This window comes from Phenylobacterium sp. FG114 (assembly GCF_057809855.1).
The window spans coordinates 83,975-102,621 of the sequence record NZ_JBMDKU010000014.1 but is presented as its reverse complement, the minus strand read 5'-3'; the positions used below and the strand labels follow the sequence as shown (position 1 = coordinate 102,621).

19 protein-coding genes are annotated in these 18,647 nt (G+C 69.7%); 12 read left to right on the top strand and 7 right to left on the bottom strand.

Annotated elements, in window-relative coordinates; all coding sequences use genetic code 11:
- Positions 1-37: 37 nt before the first annotated feature.
- From pobA to ACODSY_RS21035, 9 genes are all read left to right on the top strand, one after another.
- Positions 38-1,213 carry a 4-hydroxybenzoate 3-monooxygenase gene (gene pobA / locus ACODSY_RS21075; RefSeq protein WP_488953925.1) on the top strand — a complete coding sequence of 392 codons (1,176 nt, stop codon included), beginning with the start codon at positions 38-40 and terminating at the stop codon, positions 1,211-1,213.
- Positions 1,214-1,219: 6 nt separating this feature from the next.
- A complete protein-coding gene (locus ACODSY_RS21070; RefSeq protein WP_488953854.1) occupies positions 1,220-2,161 on the top strand; it encodes a Gfo/Idh/MocA family oxidoreductase in 942 nt (313 codons plus the stop codon).
- Complete coding sequence (locus ACODSY_RS21065) at positions 2,161-2,859, top strand: 4-carboxy-4-hydroxy-2-oxoadipate aldolase/oxaloacetate decarboxylase (protein WP_488953853.1); 699 nt, start codon at positions 2,161-2,163, stop codon at positions 2,857-2,859. Before ACODSY_RS21070 ends, ACODSY_RS21065 begins: the two co-directional genes overlap by 1 nt.
- A complete protein-coding gene (locus tag ACODSY_RS21060; protein WP_488953852.1) occupies positions 2,856-3,932 on the top strand; it encodes a 4-oxalomesaconate tautomerase in 1,077 nt (358 codons plus the stop codon). Before ACODSY_RS21065 ends, ACODSY_RS21060 begins: the two co-directional genes overlap by 4 nt.
- Positions 3,929-4,957 (top strand): amidohydrolase family protein, encoded by a 1,029-nt coding sequence (locus ACODSY_RS21055; RefSeq protein ID WP_488953851.1) that lies wholly within the window; start codon positions 3,929-3,931, stop codon positions 4,955-4,957. The genes ACODSY_RS21060 and ACODSY_RS21055 overlap by 4 nt, the downstream gene beginning before the upstream one ends.
- Positions 4,954-5,847: an amidohydrolase family protein gene (locus ACODSY_RS21050; protein ID WP_488953850.1), complete on the top strand. Its 894-nt coding sequence runs from the start codon at positions 4,954-4,956 to the stop codon at positions 5,845-5,847. Before ACODSY_RS21055 ends, ACODSY_RS21050 begins: the two co-directional genes overlap by 4 nt.
- A complete protein-coding gene (ligA, locus tag ACODSY_RS21045; RefSeq protein ID WP_488953849.1) occupies positions 5,844-6,245 on the top strand; it encodes a protocatechuate 4,5-dioxygenase subunit alpha in 402 nt (133 codons plus the stop codon). The genes ACODSY_RS21050 and ligA overlap by 4 nt, the downstream gene beginning before the upstream one ends.
- Positions 6,245-7,087, top strand: a complete 843-nt coding sequence (locus tag ACODSY_RS21040; protein ID WP_488953848.1) for a class III extradiol dioxygenase subunit beta — start codon at positions 6,245-6,247, stop codon at positions 7,085-7,087. The genes ligA and ACODSY_RS21040 overlap by 1 nt, the downstream gene beginning before the upstream one ends.
- A gap of 97 nt (positions 7,088-7,184) precedes the next feature.
- On the top strand, positions 7,185-7,403 hold the full coding sequence (locus ACODSY_RS21035) for a helix-turn-helix domain-containing protein (protein ID WP_488953847.1): 219 nt from the start codon (positions 7,185-7,187) through the stop codon (positions 7,401-7,403).
- A gap of 253 nt (positions 7,404-7,656) precedes the next feature.
- Here ACODSY_RS21035 and ACODSY_RS21030 read toward each other — a convergent pair whose 3' ends face one another.
- Both ACODSY_RS21030 and ACODSY_RS21025 read right to left on the bottom strand, forming a co-directional pair.
- Complete coding sequence (locus ACODSY_RS21030) at positions 7,657-8,352, bottom strand: TetR/AcrR family transcriptional regulator (protein WP_488953846.1); 696 nt, start codon at positions 8,350-8,352, stop codon at positions 7,657-7,659.
- A 48-nt stretch (positions 8,353-8,400) separates the two neighbouring features.
- Positions 8,401-9,999 carry an AMP-binding protein gene (locus ACODSY_RS21025; RefSeq protein WP_488953845.1) on the bottom strand — a complete coding sequence of 533 codons (1,599 nt, stop codon included), beginning with the start codon at positions 9,997-9,999 and terminating at the stop codon, positions 8,401-8,403.
- A 249-nt stretch (positions 10,000-10,248) separates the two neighbouring features.
- Between ACODSY_RS21025 and ACODSY_RS21020 the strand changes: the two genes are divergently transcribed.
- Positions 10,249-11,133 (top strand): SDR family NAD(P)-dependent oxidoreductase, encoded by an 885-nt coding sequence (locus ACODSY_RS21020; RefSeq protein WP_488953924.1) that lies wholly within the window; start codon positions 10,249-10,251, stop codon positions 11,131-11,133.
- Positions 11,134-11,143: 10 nt separating this feature from the next.
- Here the strand turns inward: ACODSY_RS21020 and ACODSY_RS21015 are convergent, their stop codons facing one another.
- Entirely contained in the window at positions 11,144-12,100 is a 957-nt protein-coding gene (locus tag ACODSY_RS21015) for a formylglycine-generating enzyme family protein (protein ID WP_488953844.1), read from the bottom strand.
- 144 nt (positions 12,101-12,244) lie between these two features.
- Between ACODSY_RS21015 and ACODSY_RS21010 the strand changes: the two genes are divergently transcribed.
- Positions 12,245-12,925: a TetR/AcrR family transcriptional regulator gene (locus ACODSY_RS21010; protein WP_488953843.1), complete on the top strand. Its 681-nt coding sequence runs from the start codon at positions 12,245-12,247 to the stop codon at positions 12,923-12,925.
- Here the strand turns inward: ACODSY_RS21010 and ACODSY_RS21005 are convergent.
- Genes ACODSY_RS21005 through ACODSY_RS20995 form a run of 3 tightly spaced genes read right to left on the bottom strand, consistent with a single transcriptional unit; the run spans position 12,922 to position 15,670 of the window.
- A complete protein-coding gene (locus ACODSY_RS21005; RefSeq protein WP_488953842.1) occupies positions 12,922-14,079 on the bottom strand; it encodes an MFS transporter in 1,158 nt (385 codons plus the stop codon). The genes ACODSY_RS21010 and ACODSY_RS21005 overlap by 4 nt on opposite strands.
- Positions 14,076-14,726 carry a class II aldolase/adducin family protein gene (locus ACODSY_RS21000; RefSeq protein ID WP_488953841.1) on the bottom strand — a complete coding sequence of 217 codons (651 nt, stop codon included), beginning with the start codon at positions 14,724-14,726 and terminating at the stop codon, positions 14,076-14,078. The genes ACODSY_RS21005 and ACODSY_RS21000 overlap by 4 nt, the downstream gene beginning before the upstream one ends.
- Positions 14,726-15,670: a carbohydrate kinase family protein gene (locus tag ACODSY_RS20995; protein ID WP_488953840.1), complete on the bottom strand. Its 945-nt coding sequence runs from the start codon at positions 15,668-15,670 to the stop codon at positions 14,726-14,728. The genes ACODSY_RS21000 and ACODSY_RS20995 overlap by 1 nt, the downstream gene beginning before the upstream one ends.
- Positions 15,671-15,753: 83 nt before the next feature.
- Here ACODSY_RS20995 and ACODSY_RS20990 point away from each other — a divergent pair, with 83 nt between their 5' ends.
- The gene (locus ACODSY_RS20990; protein WP_488953839.1) at positions 15,754-17,031 is read left to right on the top strand and encodes an aminotransferase class III-fold pyridoxal phosphate-dependent enzyme; all 1,278 of its coding nucleotides are present in this window, start codon (positions 15,754-15,756) and stop codon (positions 17,029-17,031) included.
- On the opposite strand, the gene ACODSY_RS20985 is transcribed toward ACODSY_RS20990, so the two are convergent.
- Positions 17,006-18,565 (bottom strand): N,N-dimethylformamidase beta subunit family domain-containing protein, encoded by a 1,560-nt coding sequence (locus ACODSY_RS20985; RefSeq protein WP_488953838.1) that lies wholly within the window; start codon positions 18,563-18,565, stop codon positions 17,006-17,008. The genes ACODSY_RS20990 and ACODSY_RS20985 overlap by 26 nt on opposite strands.
- Positions 18,566-18,647: the final 82 nt, after the last annotated feature.

Genomic DNA, 18,647 nt, shown 5'->3' with positions numbered 1-18,647 from the left:
CCGCCGGCCATGACATGGCGGAAGAGGGAGGCGGAGCATCCGCACCAAGGTCGCCATCATCGGGGCGGGGCCGGCGGGCATGTTCCTGGCCCACTTGCTGCGCCAGGCGGGCGTGGACTGCGTCGTGGTCGAGCGCCGCGACCGGGCCCATGTGGAAGGCCGCGTCCGCGCCGGGGTGCTGGAGCAGATCACTGTCGACCTGATGGCCCGCCTGGGCCTGGACGCGCGGTTGCGCGCCGAGGGCCTGGTCCACGCGGGGACCAACCTCGCCTGCGACGGCGACGTCTTCCGGATCGACATGGCGGAGCTGACCGGCGGCTCCACCGTCGTGGTCTATGGCCAGCAGGAGGTGATGAAGGACCTCTTCGACGCGGCCGGCCCGCGCGGCCTGCAGATCGTGTTCGACGCCGAGGACGTGGCCCTGCACGACATCGCCGGGGCGCGGCCCCACGTCACCTGGCGCAAGGACGGCGCCGAGCACCGCCTGGACTGCGACCTCGTCGCCGGCTGCGACGGCTTCCACGGCGTGAGCCGGGCCAGCATCCCCGCCGAGGCGCTGGCGACGTTCGAGCGCATCTATCCGTTCGGCTGGCTGGGCGTGCTCGCCGACGCCCCGCCGTGCGACCCCGAGCTGATCTATTCCAACCACGACCGCGGCTTCGCCCTGGCCAGCATGCGCTCGCCCACCCGCAGCCGCTACTACATCCAGTGCGGCCTCGAAGAACGGGTCGAGGACTGGCCCGACACGCGGTTCTGGGACGAGCTGTGCCTGCGCCTGGGCCCCGAAGCCGGCGGCCGGGTCACCCGCGGCCTGTCATTCGAGAAGAGCATCGCCCCGCTGCGCAGCTTCGTGGCCGAGCCGATGCGGTACGGCCGCCTCTTCCTGGCGGGCGACGCCGCCCACATCGTGCCGCCGACCGGGGCCAAGGGCCTGAACCTGGCGGCGTCGGACGTGATCATGCTCAGCGAGGCGGTGGCCGAGTTCGACCGCACCGGCTCAGACGCCGCCCTCGACCGCTATTCGGAGCGGGCGCTGGCCCGTGTCTGGAAGGCCGAACGGTTCTCCTGGTGGTTCACCGGCCTCACCCACCGCTTCCCGGCCATGACCGGCTTCGACCGCCGCATGCAGACGGCGGAACTGACCTACATTCGCGGTTCGCGGGCCGCACAGACCGTGCTGGCCGAGAACTATGTCGGCCTTCGCTTGGAGTAGATGCGCATGAAAGTGGTCCTTGCCGGAGAAGGCGCGTTCGGCGTCAAGCACCTGGAGGCGATCGCGGCGATCCCGGACGTCGAGGTCGTCAGCTTGGCGGGCGGCGTGGCCGAGGCGACCAAGGCGACCGCCGAGCGCTTCGGCATCCCACATTGGACACTCGATCTCGCCGAGGCGCTGGCCCGCCCCGGCGTCGAGGCCGCGCTGCTGGCCACGCCGACGCCGATCCACGCCGCCCAGGCGATCCAGGTGCTGGAAGCCGGCAAACACGTGATGGTCGAGATCCCGATGGCCGACAGCCTGGCCGACGCCGAGCGGCTGCTCGCGACCGCGAAGGCCAGCGGCAAGGTCGCCATGGCCGGCCATACGCGCCGCTTCAACCCGAGCCAGCAGTGGATCCACAACCGGATCCGGGCGGGCGAGCTGAAGCTCCAGCAGCTGGACGTGCAGACCTACTTCTTCCGGCGCAAGAACCTGAACGCCCTGGGCCAGCCTCGGAGCTGGACCGACCACCTGCTCTGGCACCACGCCGCCCACACGGTGGACCTGTTCGCCTACCAGACCGGCGAGGAGATCAGCGTCGCCCGCGGCGTCCAGGGCCCGATGCATCCCGAGCTGGGCATCGCCATGGACATGTCGATCCAGATGAAGGTGGGCTCGGGGGTCATCTGCACGCTGTCGCTGTCGTTCAACAACGACGGCCCCCTGGGCACCTTCTTCCGCTACATCTGCGACAACGGCACCTACATCGCCCGCTACGACGACCTGGTGGACGGCAAGGAGCAGCCGATCGATGTGTCTGCGGTCGACGTGTCGATGAACGGCATCGAGCTGCAGGACCGTGAGTTCTTCGCCGCGATCCGCGAGGGCCGCGAGCCGAACGGCTCTGTCGCCCAGGTCTTTCCCGCCTACCGCGCCCTGGACCAGATCGAGAGGAGCCTCCTCTGATGAGCCTCGTCGTCCGCAACATCCGCCGCGCCGATGCCGGCGTCGTCGACGCCCTCGCCGGCTTCGGCGTCGCCACGGTCCACGAGGCCCAAGGCCGCAAGGGCCTGCTGGCCAGCCACATGCGGCCGATCTACCGACCGTGCGGGATCGCCGGCTCGGCCGTCACCTGCGAGGTGGCGCCGGGCGACAACTGGATGATCCACGTGGCGGTCGAGCAGTGCCAGCCCGGCGACGTGCTTGTCGTGGCGCCCACCAGCCCCTGCGAGGACGGCTACTTCGGCGACCTACTGGCGACGTCGCTGCGGGCGCGCGGCGTGCGCGGCCTGGTGATCGACGCGGGAGTCCGCGACGTGGCGGTGCTGACCGAGATGGGTTTCCCCGTCTGGTCGAAGGCGGTCTTCGCCCAGGGCACGGTGAAAGAGACGATCGGCAATGTGAACCTGCCGCTGGTCTGCGCGGACCAGTTGGTGAACCCCGGCGACGTGGTGGTGGCCGACGACGACGGCGTCTGCATCGTGCGCCGCGAGGAGGCCGCCGCGGTGGCCGAGGCGGCCCGCAAGCGGGAGGCCAACGAGGTCGACAAGCGCGCGCAGCTCGAGGCCGGCGTCCTGGGCCTCGACCTCTACAAGATGCGCGAGCGGCTGGCGGAGAAGGGCCTGCGCTGGGTCGACGAGGCGCCCACGGTCTCAGGCCAATGACCCAGACAGCCATCCCTTGCACGGTGATGCGCGGCGGCACCTCGAAGGGCCTCTACTTCCGCGCGTCCGACCTGCCGGCCGACGTCGCCACGCGCGACGCCGTGCTGCTGGCCGCCATGGGCTCGCCCGACCCGCGCCAGATCGACGGCATGGGTGGCGCGCATCCGTTGACCAGCAAGATCGCCGTGGTCGGGCCGTCCACTCATCCTCACGCCGACATCGACTACCTGTTCCTTCAGGCAGTGGTCGACGAGGCGCGGATCGACGCCGGCCAGAACTGCGGCAACCTGCTGGCGGGCGTGGGGCCCTTCGCGATCGAGGAAGGGCTGTTCGCACCGACCGGCGACGTCACCAACGTCCGCATCAACATGCTCAACACCAAGAGCCTGGCGGTGGCGGCGATCCAGACGCCGGGCGGCAAGGTCCGCTACGACGGCGACGCGCGGATCGACGGTGTGCCCGGGACCGCCGCGCCCGTTCCCATCGATTTCCTGGACGTGGCCGGCTCGACCTGCGGCGCGCTGCTCCCCACGGGCAACGCGCGCGACGTGATCCAAGGCGTCGAGGTCACCGCCATCGACAACGGCATGCCCGTGGTCGTCATGCGCGCCGCCGACTTCGGCAAGACCGGCTACGAGACGCCCGAGGAGCTCGAGGCCGACGCCGAGCTCAAGGCGCGCGTGGAGGCGATCCGCCTGGAGATCGGCCCGCGCATGAACCTCGGCGACGTAACGAAGAAGACCGTCCCCAAGATGTGCCTGGTGGCGCCGGCCCAGCACGGCGGTGCGATCTGCACGCGCAACTTCATCCCGCACCGGGTGCACGAGGCCATCGGCGTGTTCGGCGCGGTCAGCGTCGCCACCGCCTGCGTGACGCCAGGCTCCGTGGCGGCCGAGGTCGCCCAGGTGAGCGACCCGCAGTCGCTGGAGGTCGAGCACCCCACCGGTTTCTTCACCGTGGCCATGGACGTCGCCCCCGACGGCCGCATCCGCCGCTCCGCCCTGCTGCGCACCTGCCGCCGGCTGATGCGCGGCGAGGTCTATGTGCCTGCTTCGATCTGGAGCCCGGAATGACCCTGATCATCGACTGCCACGGCCACTACACCACCGCGCCCGCGCCGCACGACGCCTGGCGCGACACCCAGAAGGCCGCGTTCAAGGCCGGCGGCGACATCGATCCGGCCTATCCCGAGATCTCGGACGACGAGATCCGCGAGACCATCGAGAAGAACCAGCTCCGCCTGATCAAGGAGCGCGGGGGCGACTTCACGATCTTCAGCCCGCGCGCCTCAACCATGGCCCACCATGTCGGGAACGAGGCGGTCAGCCAGGCTTGGACGCGCCGCTGCAACGACCTCATCCATCGGGTCGTCACCCTCTTCCCCGAGACCTTCGCCGGGGTTTGTCAGCTTCCTCAGTCGCCCGGCGTCAGCATCGAGAATTCCATCGCCGAGCTGGAACGGTGCGTGACCGAGCTGGGCTTCATCGGCTGCAACCTGAACCCTGACCCCTCCGGCGGCCACTGGACGTCGGCGCCGCTCACCGACCGCGCCTGGTATCCGTTCTTCGAGAAGATGGTGGAGCTGGACGTGCCGGCGATGGTCCACGTCTCGGGGTCCTGCAACCCCAACTTCCACGCCACCGGGGCGCACTACATCAATGCCGACACCACGGCCTTCATGCAGTTCTTGGAGGGCGACCTCTTCAAGGACTTCCCGACCTTGCGGTTCATCATCCCGCATGGCGGCGGGGCCGTGCCGTACCACTGGGGCCGGTATCGTGGGCTGGGTGACATGCTGAAGAAGCCGCCGCTGCGCGAGCATGTGATGCGGAACGTCTTCTTCGACACCTGCGTCTACCACCAGCCGGGCATCGACCTGCTGTTCAAGGTGATCGACGTCGACAACATCCTGTTCGGCTCGGAGATGGTCGGCGCGGTGCGGGGCATCGATCCCGAGACCGGCAATTACTTCGACGACACCAAGCGCTACGTCGACGCGCTAGCGATCAGCACGGCCGACAAGCACAAGGTGTTCGAGGCCAACGCCCGGCGGGTCTATCCGCGCCTCGACGCCATCCTGAAGAGCCAGGGCCGATGACCGCGTTCGTCATGGATGCCGGCTGGCGGGTCTGGCACCCCTGCCCGGCCAAGCCGACGTTTCAGGTCCCGCCCGGCGCGGTCGACGCCCACTGCCACGTCTTCGGACCCGGCGACGTCTTCCCCTATGCCCCGGGCCGCAAATACACGCCCTGCGACGGCGGCAAGGACCAGCTCTGGGCCCTGCGCGATCACCTGGGCTTCAGCCGCAACGTGATCGTCCAGGCCACGTGCCACGGCGCCGACAACCGGGCCATGCTGGACGCGATCGCCCATTCCGACGGTCGGGCCCGCGGCGTGGCGACCGTGAAGCGCGACGTCAGCGACGAAGAACTGCGCCGCCTGCACGACGGCGGCATCCGCGGCGTGCGGTTCAATTTCGTGAAGCGGCTGGTCGACCGGCTGGACCCCGACGAACTGAGCGAGATCGCCGCCCGGATCGCCCCGCTCGGCTGGCACATCGTCCTCTATTTCGAGGCCGCCGAACTGGCCGAGCTGGCCAACTTCTTCCTGGGCTTGCCCGCCCCGCTGGTGGTCGACCACATGGGCACGCCCGACGTGGCCCAGGGCGCCGGCAGCCCGCTGTTCGACCGCTTCATGGCCTTCATGGCGGCCCGCGACGATATCTGGTGCAAGGTCACCTGTCCGGAGCGGCTTTCAGTAGAGGGGCCGCCCTTCTATTCCGACGTCGTCCCCTTCGGGCGGCGCGTCGTGGAGGCCTTTCCCGATCGCGTGCTGTGGGGCACCGACTGGCCGCATCCCAACATGAAGACCCACACGCCCGACGAGGGCCAACTGGTCGATTTCATCCCGAAGATCGCGCCGACCGCCGAGCTGCAGCACCAGCTCCTCGTCGACAATCCCATGCGCCTCTACTGGCCCGAATCATGACCGAAAACCCGTTCCAGGACATCCCGGGCACCACCCTGTTCGACTCGCGACAGTCTTGCCTTGGATTTCACCTCAACCAGTTCTGCATGTCGCTGATGAAGGCCGAGAACCGCGCCGCGTTCAAAGCCGACGAGCGGGCCTACCTCGATCGCTGGAAGATGAGCGAGGCGCAGAAGCAGGCGGTGCTGGACCGCGACTGGAACGGCATGATCGCTCTGGGCGGCAACATCTATTTCACCGCCAAGATCGCCGCGACCGACGGCCTGTCGTTCCGCCAGATCGCCGCGATCATGAGCGGGGTGAGTGAGGAGACCTATGCCCAGATGATGCTGGACGGCGGCCGCGGCATCGAGGGCAACCGCTCGAAGACGGAAGCTTTCAGAAATAGGGGGCGTTAATGGCCAGGATCACCGCCGGCGTCGCCACCAGCCACGTCCCCGCCATCGGCGCGGCGCTCGACAACGCCAAGGCCGGCGAGCCGTATTGGCAGCCCGTGTTCGCCGGCTACGAGACCTCCAAGGCCTGGATCGCGCGGGAGAAGCCGGACGTCGTCATCCTGGTCTACAACGACCACGCCTCGGCCTTCTCGCTGGAGCTGATCCCCACCTTCGCCATCGGCTGCGCCGACGAGTTCGCCCCCGCCGACGAGGGTTGGGGACCGCGCCCCGTGCCGATGGTGCAGGGCCACCCCGAACTCGCCTGGCACATCGCCGAGAAGTTGATCCTCGACGAGTTCGACATGACCATCGTCAACAAGATGGACGTCGACCACGGCCTGACGGTCCCCTTGTCGTTGATGTTCGGCCAGCCGCCGGAATGGCCCTGCAAGGTGATCCCCCTGGCCGTCAACGTGGTTCAGTACCCGCCCCCGACCGGCAAGCGTTGCCTGGACCTCGGCAAGGCGATCCGACGGGCGGTGGAGAGCTTCCCGGAAGACCTGAACGTGCAGGTGTGGGGCACCGGCGGCATGAGCCACCAGCTCCAGGGTCCGCGCGCGGGCCTGATCAACCGCGCGTTCGACGAGGCGTTCCTCGACCGGCTCGTCGACGATCCCGACGGCCAGGCAGCGGTCCCGCACATCGAATACGTGCGCGAGGCAGGTTCCGAGGGCATCGAGTTGGTGATGTGGCTGGTCATGCGCGGCGCGCTCGACCGCGGCGTGAACGTCGTCCACCGCTTCTACCATGTGCCGGCGTCCAACACGGCGGTCGGCCACCTGATCCTGGAGAACCCAGGCTGAGCGCGTTTCACGGCGCGGGCGTCGAGGCGTGTTGCGAGCCGCGCGAAATCCTGCAAGGACGCGCGCGTCCACACTCCCGATGGTCAGGAGCCCAGGCGTGATCGAGACCGGCGAGCACTTGCGTCAGGCGCGCGAGGCGATGGGCTGGACGCCCGAGGATCTCGCCCGGGCGCTGCGGTTCAACGACAAGCACGGCGGCAGCCGCATCCTCGAGATGGAGGCCGGCAAGCGCCAGATCTCGGGACCCGTGACCGTGGCGGTCGAGGCGCTGCTGCGCGGCTTCGTGCCGGACGGGTTCAAGCCGCCCCAGCGCTGATCCACGCTCATGCGGGACGCGCGACCTTCGGCGCCTGCAACGGTCCCAGATCCGACGCCATCACGAAGCTTGTCAGCTGGCAGAAGGTCGCAACCTGGCGGCGGAACGAACGGTCGCGAACCGGTCCAATCGGGCCGAGTGGGCCCAATAGGCGCCAAGGTCGCCCTGGACGCCGTAGCCCGGATCGCCATCGCCGACCGCCTGCCGATCCTCATCGCCGAAGGCATCCGCGCCATCTGCGCGCGCGACGAGCCTAGGCCGGGAGTGGCCCCTTCGGCCGGTCGCGCAATGCGAGGAAGCCGGCGGCCATGAAGTGAGCCATCCGCGCCTTGACCGCGGCGAAGTCGTCGGAATGGCAGATCCCGCCGGAGAGCCGATCGATCCGGCCCGTCCGGGCCAGGGTGTTCATCAGGGAGCCGGTCACGAAGTGGTAGCCCCAGAAGATGTCCTCCTCGGGGGTCTCCGGCATCGCCTTCCTGAGGATCGACACCAGCTTGAGAACCACGGGGTCGAAGTGGACGTCCATCAGAGCGGCGCCCTCAGGCGTGTTGGAGACGCGCGCGCAGAAGGCGGCGTAGTTCATCCACGGCTCCCCGCCCCCGACGTAGAGGTCGAGGTCGGTGTCCAGGAATGCGTGCAGGGCCCCTTCGACGGTCGGGCGATCCCCGGCCTCCAGTTCGTACCGCTCCAGCGCTTCCATCCGGCGGCCGCTGGTGGTGCCGGCCCGACGCGCGAACACCGCCTCGAAGAGGCTCAGCTTGTCGTCGAAGTAGTAGTGGAGGAGGGTCGTATGCACGCCGACCCGCTGGGCCACGTCGCGCAGCGTGACCCCGTGGAGTCCGTTCTTCGAGAACAGGTATTCCGCTGCGTCGAGGATCTGTTCCAGCGTCTCCGCGCGCTGCTCCGCCTTCTTGCGGCGCACCTTCTGGGGTGCGGGACCCTCAGTCATCCAGCCTGCTCCTTCAGTCGCCGTCGTGAGGGAGCCTTCGGGATCGGATCAGGGCGGAGGCTCGCCTTGGAATACATCACCGCCCGCGTAGTCCGCACGGAGCCTGGCCTTGTCAATCTTTCCGGTGACGGCCAGCGGCATGGCTGAGACCCGCACCACCCGGTCCGGAAGCCACCAGTCCGCGACCTTTCCCCGAAGCGCCGAGATCAACGCCTGATCGTCGACGACATGGCCCTGTCGGGGCTCGACGATGAGCAAGGGGCGTTCGCCCCACTTGCGATCCGCCCGCCCGATCACCGCCACCTGCGCCACCGTCGGCTCGCGTCCGACGATCGCCTCCATCTCCGCCGGGTTGATCCACTCCCCGCCCGACTTGATCAGGTCCTTCGACCGGCCGCGGATCGTGAGGGCGCCCGTTCTGTCGATCGAAGCCAAGTCGCCGGTGTCGAAATAGCCCTCGGCGTCGAGCGCGTCGCCCTCTGGGGCGAAATGTCGGTCCAGCACGCTGGCGCCCTTCACCTTCAGGTGGCCTACGACATCGCGCTGCTGCTCCAGGGTGACCCCGTCGGCGTCGGTGAGCTTCAGGTCGAGCCCCATGACCGGCCGTCCGGCGCCGACGCCGATCGCCGCGACCCCAGGCGGCGCGACGGTCCCCAGCGGCGAGAGCTCAGTCATGCCCCAGCTCGTCTGCACCTGGGCGCCCAGGCCTTCCTCCAGTCGCCGGATCAGGGCGTCCGGGCAGCTGGAACCGCCGATGATCACCCTCTGCAGGTCAGGCAGTTCTCCGCCCGTGGCCTCGAGGTGATCGACCACCCCCAGCCAGACCGTCTGAACCCCGACCGCGACGGTCACGGCCTCCTCGCGCATCAGGGCCGCGAGGCTGGCGCCGTCCGCCTGGCGGCCGGGAAGGACCAGCTTGGCGCCCACCGCGGGCGCGGCGAACGGCAGGCCCCAGCCGTTAGCGTGGAACATCGGCACCGCGACCAGCACCGAATCGGCGCCCGCCAGCGCGAAGGCGTCGGCCTGCAGCGCGCGCAGCGTGTGCAGGTAGTTCGACCGGTGGGTATAGAGCACGCCCTTCGGCGAGCCGGTCGTGCCGGAGGTGTAGCAGAGGCCCGCGGGCGACTCTTCGGGGAAACCGCCCCACTCGGTGTCGGCGCCCAGGCTCGCGAGCAGTCCGTCGTGCGCGATCACCCGGGCCGCATGGCCAGGCAGCGGCAGGGCCTCGCCGCCGTCGAGCCAGACGATGTGCTCCAGGCCAGGACAGAGGGGGGCGAGCTCGGCGACGAGGGGGGCGAGGTTTCCCGCGACGGCCAGCAGCCGATCCTCCGCCTCATTGATCATCGCCGCCAGGTGGTTGGCCGTCAGCCGCGGATTGAGCGTGTGGCAGACCAGGCCCATGCCCATGGCCGCGTAGTAGGTCTCCAGGTGGTGCTGCGTGTTCCAGGCCAGGGTTCCGATGCGGTCGCCGAACTCAAGGCCAAGCGCGGCGAAGGCGCCCGAAAGGCGGCGGCTGCGAAGGCGCAGGTCCGCATAGCCGATCCGATGCGACGCACGGCCGGCCTCGGCCGTCACGATCTCGCGCTCGGGCCGCCACTTGGCCGCATGGTCCAGGAACTTGTCGATCGTGAGCGAGTAGGACTGCATGAAATGAGCGGGCCAGTTCGAATTGTGGGGTCGCCCACCCGCGAACCCGGGGACGATCGGTCAGGTGGGCGCGCTGGCCTACCATCGCCGACCAGCTCTGCCGCACTATAGAGCCGGGCCGGGCGGCAAGCGTGACGGCCTCACTTTAGCCTGTCAATATTAACTCAGTCGTGAATGAATATTGACTCCGCTTCGCACCCGTTGCGATCTTGGTGCGCTGCAGCAAGACGCGTAGGGGGACGAAGCGTGATCGATCTGACGGGACGGGTGGCCCTTGTGACCGGCGCGGGCGGCGGACTTGGGCGCGCCCATGCGCTGCTCCTGGCGCTGCGCGGCGCTCGGGTCCTCGTGAACGACCTGGGCGACGCAGCCCACGCCGTGGCCGAGGAAATCCGTTCGGCAGGCGGTCAGGCCGAGGCGGCGCTCGGGTCGGTCACCGACGCGGAACGGATGCAGGCGATTGTCGACGAGGCGCTGGGCGCCTGGGGCCGGGTGGACATCCTGGTCAACAACGCTGGCATCCTGCGCGACCGGACGTTCGCCAAGATGACCCTCGACGACTTCCGCCTTGTCGTCGACGTCCACCTGATGGGCGCGGCGAACTGCACCAAGGCCGTCTGGGACGCCATGCGGGCGCAGAACTACGGCCGGATCGTAATGACGTCCTCGTCCTCGGGGCTCTACGGTAATTTCGGCCAGGCGAACTACGGCGCCGCGAAGCTGGCCCTCGTCGGGCTGATGCAAACTCTGGCCCTGGAAGGCGCGAAGTACGGCATCCGCGTCAACTGCATCGCGCCCACCGCCGCGACCCAGATGATGGAGGGCATCCTGCCGCCCGAACAGCTCGCACTGCTGCGGCCGGAGCTGGTCAGCCCCGCGGTGCTGGCCCTGGTTTGCGACGACGCCCCGACACGCACGATCCTGTGCGCCGGCGCGGGCAGTTTCGAGGCCGCTAACATCACCCTGACCGAGGGCGTCCACTTGACCGGCGAGCCGTCCGCCGAGGCTCTGGTCGCGCGTCTGGCCGAGGTGACCGATCGCCGCGACGAGAGCGTTCCGGGCCAGGGTTGGGCGCAGAGCGCTCTCGAGCTGCGCAAGGCAGGGTTCGTCGCCCCGGCCACCGAGGACGCCTAGCGCCTTACCCTCAACGCCGCGCGATGCAGCGGAAGCCAATGTGCGAGGTCGGGCTGTCGATCGCCTGCGGGTGGCGCGCCGCCGGCCGGTAGCGCTGGCAGTAGTTCTCGGCGCAAAGGTGCGAGCCGCCCTTCAGCACCTTGCGCGGGATCCGGACGTGCGGCGTCGCGGGATCATAGCTCTCGCTCTCAGCCGCCTGGCGCGCGCGCGGCGGCCCGCAGCAGCTGCGCGTGGTCTCCGCGGCGTCGGCCGCGTACCAGTCCGTCGTCCACTCCCAGACATTGCCGATCATGTCGGAGAGGCCGAAGCCGTTCGCCGGGAAGGCGCCCACGGGAGAGGTCCTCTCGTGCCCGTCGGCCAGGGTATTCTCCCACGGGAACCGGCCCTGCCAGTAGTTGGCCTGGGGCTGGCCGCCGGGCTCGAATTCCTCGCCCCACGCATAGGCCGCGCCCTCCACGCCGCCGCGTGCGGCGTACTCCCACTCGGCCTCGGTCGGCAGCGCCTTGCCCGCCCACTTGGCGTAGGCCAGGGCGTCGGCGTAGGCGACCTGCACCACCGGATGGTCCATGAGACCCTCCAGGTTGCTGTCGGGGCCCAGGGGGTGGCGCCAGTCGGCGCCGAAGGCGAAGGTCCACCACTTCGCGGGATCGTCCGGCGCGGTGGGCGTGGACGCCTTGACGAAGACCGCCGAGCCCGCCCGCGCCATCTCGGGCGGCATTCCCGGATAGTCGCGAGGATCGGGCGCGACCTCGGCGAGGGTGCGATGGCCGGTGGCGGCGACGAACTCGGCGAACTGGCGGTTGGTCACCGGGTGCTCGTCGATCCAGAAGTCGCCCACCTCGGCGCGGCGCACCGGCCGCTCCTCGGCGTAGTGGCGATCGGAGCCCATCAGGAACGCCCCGCCGCGGATGAGCTTCATCCCCGAGAGCTTCGAGCGCCGGACCGGCTTGGACTTCAGTAAGGCCACCTCGCCTCCCCGCAACGCGCCACACGTCCGGCCTAAGAGCGCCCCGTCCCCCTGTCAAACCCGCCGCGAGGCATGGTCCCATGCAGGGATGACCGCTCGGCCGCGATGAAATACCATGGCGGCTCGAAGCTCCGCCGAGGTGAGATGACGAAGCGCGCCGCGCGACCTGCCGAGACGCCCGTCATGCAGCTCGACGCCCGGACCACCCCTTCCCAGAACCGCGCCCGCAACACCTTCGAGGCGGTGCTGTCGACGGCCGGCGAACTGCTGGGCGAGGTAGGGTTCGAGCGGCTGACGACGAACCTCGTCTGCGAGCGGGCGGGCATGACGCCGCCGGCGCTCTATCGCTACTTCCCCAACAAGTACGCCATACTGGGCGAGCTCGCCCGCCGGCTGATGGACGCGCAGGACGAGGCGGTCTTCGCCTGGGTTGACGCCGGCGGCCTGGAAGCGGCGAACCTCGACCAGGCCGTGGCCAAGAACCGCGACCTCCAGCAGCAAGTGAACGAGATCACCCGGCAGATCCCGGGGGGCATCTGGATCATGCGCGCGCTTCGGGCGGTGCCGTTATTGCGCGACATCCGCATCGCCTCGCGCGACAAGGTCGCCCAGTTCATCAGCGCCCGCCTCACCGCAGCCTATCCCGGCGTGCCCGAGAGCGAGCTGTTCCGCGCCGCCCGCCTGACCACCGAAGTATCCTACGCCGCCACCGAAATGGTGCTGGAGGAGCCGGCCCTCGACGAGGCGCGGATCAACGAGGATGTCTGCTGGATGGTGGCCATGCACTACCAGCGCCTCGCTCAGCGCTACGCCAAGGCTGGCTAAAGCGTCTCGGCGAGCGGGCCGCGACGGGCCAGTACCGCCACCACGCCGACGATCAGTGCGAGCGACGCGACGAGGCATCCCGCCGCCAGCCTCATGGCCCCGCCCACGTCAGCGTCGCCCACCAGCAGCGAGGCGGCCAGCGGCCCGGCGCTGCTGCCCAACAGTTGGGCCGCGCCAAGCTGCATCGCCGCGCGCCGGGAGGGGTCGATGGCGATCAGCAACACCGTGTGAAAGGGCAGGACGAACAGCCACAGGAAGCCGAAGGCCGCGACCAGCCCCATGAACAGCGCGCCCGTCGGGTGCGCCGACAATGCCGTGACGAGCCCCAGGTTGATCACCCCGGCGCCGACGAGGACGTGGCTCGCCTTCAGGCGCTCGCCGGCCAGGGTCGCGGCGAGGCCGCCCACGACCTGCATCGCCAGCGCCGCCGCCACCGCGTCGTGCGCCTGGCTGGGATTCAGGCCCACCATGGCCGCGAGGGGTTCGAGATAGACCCAGATGGCGACGATGAAGGCCAGGTAGAGGAAGACCGCCGCCAGCCCGGCCCACGCCAGTCCGCTCAGGCGCCCGCCGCCCTGCTCGGGCTTCGGCAGGGGCGCGAAGGCGCGCGGCGCGGAGAAGGCTGTCGCGGCCGCCGTGAGGGAGAGCGCCGCCAGCGCCACCAGCGCTCCATCGACGCCCCACGCCGTCATCACCGTGCGCGGCAGCGCCGCCGCCAGCAGCAGTTGCGCAAGGGTCTGCGCCGTCACGAAGATGCCGGCCTGCCGCTCAGGCCGAGCCGAACGGGCGATCATCCCCACCGTCGACCACAGCATCACCCCGGCGAACAGGCCGGTGACGCCGCGCAGACCGATCAGGGCGCCATCCGCCACCCACAGGCTCGCGAGATTGCACAGCGTATGCCCCAGGCAGGCCAGCGCCAGCTTGGCGCGCAGCCCCGTCGGCTTCAGCATCGCGGCCGCCACGCCGCAGCCGAGGCCCAGCGTCAGCAGTTCGGCGGTGGCCGCCAGTCCGATGCCCGACGCCGACAACCGCCCCGCCTCGGCCAGGCCGCCCAGCACCACCGGCTGCAGCCCCGCGATCAAGAGGGCCACCACCCCGATGTAGAGCACCGGCAGGTTGAGCGGCTGCGGCGCGGGCGCGTTCTCGCTCACGACTTCTGCCCGTACGAGCGGAAACGCGTCAGGATCTCGTCCATCTGGCCGTCCGACAGCAGGTTCGGCCCGCCGATCGCCAGGCAGCCCCAGTAGACCGCGGCCTGCTCCTCGATCTCCTCGGCGATCAGCAGGGCGTGGCTCAGGCTGGGCGCCACGGCGATCTGGCCGTGGTTGGCCATCAGGGCGGCGTTACGGCCGTCCAGCGCCGCCACCACGGCATCCGCCAGGTCCTCGGAGCCGAACGCCGCGTAGGGCGCCACCGGCACGCTGGCCCCGCCGCTGACGCCCACCATGTAGTGCACCGCCGGGATCGGCTTGCCCGCGCAGGCCAGGATGGTCGCGTGGCGCGAATGGCAGTGCACGACGCCGCCCACGTCGGGACGCCGGCGCAGGATCTGCATGTGCATCCGCCACTCGCTGGACGGCTTGAGCTGGCCTTCCGGTATGCTGTCGTCGGAGCCGACGAAGACCATCGCCTCGGGACTCAGCCGCTCGGGCGGCACGCCGCTCGGCGTCACCAGCATGCCCTCCCCGAACCGCGCCGAGACATTGCCGGACGTGCCGCGGTTCAGGCCGCGCGCGTCCATCGCCCGCATCACCTCGACCATGCGGGTCCTGAGCTTGCCTTCCTCGGGCGTCGGCATCAGCCGGGTTCCTTCAGCGTCATGGTCTTCATCGCCTCCAGCACGCCGTCGTAGCTTTCCAGCTTGCCCAGCGTCGCCAGCCCCTGGGCCACCAGCGCCGCCACGGCGGTGGCGAACCGGCAGGCGTCCAGCGGCGCGAGCCCGCGGCTCAATCCCGCGATGAAGCCCGCGCAATACGAGTCGCCGCAACTGGTCGTGTCCACGGGCGTGATGGCGTACGCCGGCAGCGACGTCCGCTCGGCGCCCAGGGCTACGTACGACCCGGCCCCGCCGTTCTTGATGATCACCGCGCCGGCGCCCAGGCCCAGGAAAAAGTCCGCCGCCGCGCCAAGGCTTTCGGTCTTCGACAGGGCGAAGGCCTCGCTGACGCTGGGCATGAAATAGTCCACGTGGGGCAGCAGCCGCTCCAGTTCCGCCAGCGCCGTCGGCTGCGGCGAGATCAGGTCGCAAGTCACCGTCGCCCCGCCGGCCTTCGCCGCCTGCACGACAGCCAGTCCCGCGCCGCCATCCAGCTTCGGCCCGCCGATCCCGGCATAGTGCAGGAAGGCCGCTTGGCCCGCCGCCGCGATCACCGCCTCGCCGATCGGCGCAAACAGGCCCGCGCCCAGCGCGTGGAAGTTGGGCCGCCGGCCCTGCGAGTCGATGGTCAGGATGGTGGCCGAGGTGGGATAGCCGTCCAGCACCTGCACCAGGCCCGTGTCGATCCCCTGCTCCTCCAGGCCCAGGCGCACCACCCGGCCCATGAAGTCGCCGCCGACGCTGCCAGCCAGGGCGGTCTTCACGCCCAGCCGCGCCGCAACCATCGCGGCGCCGGCGGCAGTGCCCGCTGGGGCCACGGCGATCCCCTCGATGAGCCGCGTGCCCTCGCTCGTCGGCAGGGCGTCGATCGGCCGCGCCACCATGTCGAGCGTCGTCAGCCCGATGCAGAGAAGACCCTCGCCCATGCCTCACCTTTCAAGCTCGGTTGATTTGTAGCCGCCTCGCGATAAGCTAGTCAAAACTATCTTTTTACGCCGAGGGCGCGCCGATGACCTGGACCAACAGCAAGAACAAGGCGCTGACCGAGCGCGCCCAGGCGGTGATCCCCATGGGCATGTACGGACACCAGTCGGTGCTGCTTCTCCCTGACGACTATCCGCAGTTCTTCGCCCGCGCGGAAGGCGCGCACCTGTGGGACGTGGACGGCAACCGCTACCTCGACTTCCTGTGCGGCTACGGCCCCAACCTGTTCGGCTATGGCGACAAGGAGATCGACGACGCCTACGCCGAGCGCATGCGGGCGGGCGACACCATGACCGGCCCGGGCGAGGCGATGGTGGAACTAGCCGAGGCGATGGTGGGCATGGTGGACCATGCCGACTGGGCGATCTTCTGCAAGAACGGCACCGACGCCACGACGATGGCGCTGATGATCGCCCGCAACCACACGGGCAGGAACACCGTGGTCCTGGCGCGGGGCGCCTATCACGGCGCCGCCCCCTGGTGCACGCCGCTGAAGCGAGGCGTGGCCCCCGGCGATCGGGCGAACCAGGTGTTCTACGACTACAACGACGTCGAGAGCCTGGAGGCGGCGGTCCGCGAGGCCGGCAGCGACCTGGCCGCCATCTTCGCCTCCCCCATCAAGCACGACACTTTCGTCGACCAGGAACTGCCCGACCCCGCCTACGCCCGCCGCGCCCGCGAGCTGTGCGACGAGCACGGCGCTCTGCTGATCGTCGACGACGTCCGCGCCGGCTTCCGACTGGCCCGCGATTCCAGCTGGTCGCTTGTGGGCGTGAAGCCCGACCTGTCGAGCTGGGGTAAGGCCATCGCCAACGGCCACCCGATCTCGGCCCTGCTCGGCGCCGACGTCGCCCGGATGGCCGCCTCGACCATCTACGCCACCGGTTCGTACTGGTTCTCGGCCGCGCCGATGGCCGCGTCGCTGAAGACGCTGCAGCGCATCCGCGACACTGACTACCTCGAGCGCACCCAGGCCCTGGGCCAGCGCCTGCGTGACGGCCTGGACGAGGCCGCCGGCCGCCACGGCTTCGCGCTGCGCCAGACCGGACCTGCGCAACTGCCGCTGATCATGGTCGACGACGACCCGACCTTGGCCAAGGGCTACTTCTGGAACCAGGCGCTGATTAAGCGTGGGGTCTACTTCCACCCCTGGCACAACATGTTCATCTGCGCGGCTATGACCGACGCCGACATCGACCACGCGGTCGGGGCGGCGGACGAGGCCTTCAAGCTGCTGAAGGCAGCCGGCCCGCTGGAACCGCCGGCCAAGCTCGCCTTCATGAACCAGATGCTGGATCACTAGCCCGGCTCACGCCGAACCGCCGCAGCACGTTGTGGGTGATCGTTTCGACGAAGGGATCGCGCGCGCCCAGACCGTGCGCCCACTCGGTCGTCCCGGAATTGAAGACCTCGCCCTTGCCGCGCTTGAAGCTGGCGAGGACGGCATGGCCCCGCAGCACCTTGGCCTGGGCCTCCAGGCTGCTGTCGCCGAAGATCACATCGGCAATCACGTCCAGCTTCTCCGGCGGAATGATCGGATTGTAGCCGCGCCCCGCCTCTTCGCCGAAGGCGCACGGGGCGATGCCGATGATCTCCAGGTTGGCCGGCACCCCAAGCATCGGGGTCGCCCTCGGCAGGCCGTCATCGCCGAACTGGAAGCGACAACCGTCGCTCTCGTAACCGATCAGCGGCAGGTCGCCGCCGATCACGTCGCCATAGAAGAGGTCCGAGCCCGCGAGCGCCCAGTGCTTGTCGTCATAGACCGTGAACCCGCCCTGCCCGCGCGAGACACACATGCCCAGGCGGTGGTAGCCGGCGAAGACGAAGCTGAGGCCGGTGATCTCGGCCTCGGGCCGACCGAAGGCCGGATGCGACCAAAGGTGCGTGGCCTGCTCGGCCGGCACGTCCTCGGCCTCGAACCCCTTCCACTTGTGGCAGACGTAGGTCTTGCCGTCGTTCTCCCAGCGCACCTTCCAGAAGCAGGAATTGCCCGAGAGGATCGCGGCCTTGCCGCCAGCGTCGACGAAACGCTCGACCTGGTCGCGCTCGCCCGCCGACCAGTATTCACTGTGCCCCACGAACAGCACCGCCTCGTAGCCCGCTAGGAGGTCGGACTCCGCCTCCAGGTCGTAGTCGGTGGCGAAGTCCAACACATAACCCTCGGCCTCCGCCCAGGCGACGAAGACATGCTCCCACTTGTGCAGGAAGCCGGCCGAACCGTCGTAAGGCGAGGGCCGATGCTTGCGCATCCAGTCGGGATCGCCCGCCCACGGCCGCTCCTGAAAGCCGCGCTTGCGCAGGTTCACCAGCCGAGCCGCGTCGGCCGGCGGCGCGACGATCAGCGGCGGAAACGGCCGGTGCGTCGACAGCACGCCGATCGCCTCGTCCATCGCCTGGGCGAAGGGGACCTGACCGCTCATCAGCCCCGTGACGTTCGAATAGGCGTTCGCCCCGCCCCAGTAGTTGTAGGACTGGTAGGTGTTGGTCGCGAGCACCAGCAGCGCCGTGGATCGGCGCACGCCCGACGGCGGCTTCACGCAGACGAAATGGTGGGCCTCCGCCCCCGCCGCGTCGGTCAGGACGATGTCGTAATATCCGGACGGCCAGTCGGCCCCGACCTCGACCTCGAGGGCGGCGGGCCAGCCGCATCCGTCCCGGTCCGCGTTGGGCGGCGTCGGATGGTCGGCGACCGGCAGTCCGCCCCGCGCCAACACCTCGTGGCGCTCCGCTCCGACGCGCGCGATCGAAAGCCGGCAGGGGCCGTTCGCGGCGCTGGCGTGAAGCGTGAAACGCTCGCCCGGTCGGACGCTCAGGCGGTCGGTGTAGCAGGCCGGCATGGGATCCCCTCGTCTCGTTCAAAAGCCCGGCGCTCAGCGCCGTCCGCACGCGCCGCCGTCACTGTCCCGGCCAGGCGCCCGA

Excerpts from the sequence above, each read along its gene's own strand:
- ACODSY_RS21070 (WP_488953854.1), top strand. The coding sequence starts at position 1,220 with ATGAAAGTGGTCCTTGCCGGAGAAGGCGCGTTCGGCGTCAAGCACCTG.
- ACODSY_RS21065 (WP_488953853.1), top strand. The coding sequence starts at position 2,161 with ATGAGCCTCGTCGTCCGCAACATCCGCCGCGCCGATGCCGGCGTCGTC.
- ACODSY_RS21060 (WP_488953852.1), top strand. The coding sequence starts at position 2,856 with ATGACCCAGACAGCCATCCCTTGCACGGTGATGCGCGGCGGCACCTCG.
- ACODSY_RS21055 (WP_488953851.1), top strand. The coding sequence starts at position 3,929 with ATGACCCTGATCATCGACTGCCACGGCCACTACACCACCGCGCCCGCG.
- ACODSY_RS21050 (WP_488953850.1), top strand. The coding sequence starts at position 4,954 with ATGACCGCGTTCGTCATGGATGCCGGCTGGCGGGTCTGGCACCCCTGC.
- ligA (WP_488953849.1), top strand. The coding sequence starts at position 5,844 with ATGACCGAAAACCCGTTCCAGGACATCCCGGGCACCACCCTGTTCGAC.
- ACODSY_RS21040 (WP_488953848.1), top strand. The coding sequence starts at position 6,245 with ATGGCCAGGATCACCGCCGGCGTCGCCACCAGCCACGTCCCCGCCATC.
- ACODSY_RS21030 (WP_488953846.1), bottom strand. The coding sequence starts at position 8,352 with ATGACTGAGGGTCCCGCACCCCAGAAGGTGCGCCGCAAGAAGGCGGAG.
- ACODSY_RS21025 (WP_488953845.1), bottom strand. The coding sequence starts at position 9,999 with ATGCAGTCCTACTCGCTCACGATCGACAAGTTCCTGGACCATGCGGCC.
- ACODSY_RS21010 (WP_488953843.1), top strand. The coding sequence starts at position 12,245 with ATGACGAAGCGCGCCGCGCGACCTGCCGAGACGCCCGTCATGCAGCTC.
- ACODSY_RS21000 (WP_488953841.1), bottom strand. The coding sequence starts at position 14,726 with ATGCCGACGCCCGAGGAAGGCAAGCTCAGGACCCGCATGGTCGAGGTG.
- ACODSY_RS20995 (WP_488953840.1), bottom strand. The coding sequence starts at position 15,670 with ATGGGCGAGGGTCTTCTCTGCATCGGGCTGACGACGCTCGACATGGTG.
- ACODSY_RS20990 (WP_488953839.1), top strand. The coding sequence starts at position 15,754 with ATGACCTGGACCAACAGCAAGAACAAGGCGCTGACCGAGCGCGCCCAG.
- ACODSY_RS20985 (WP_488953838.1), bottom strand. The coding sequence starts at position 18,565 with ATGCCGGCCTGCTACACCGACCGCCTGAGCGTCCGACCGGGCGAGCGT.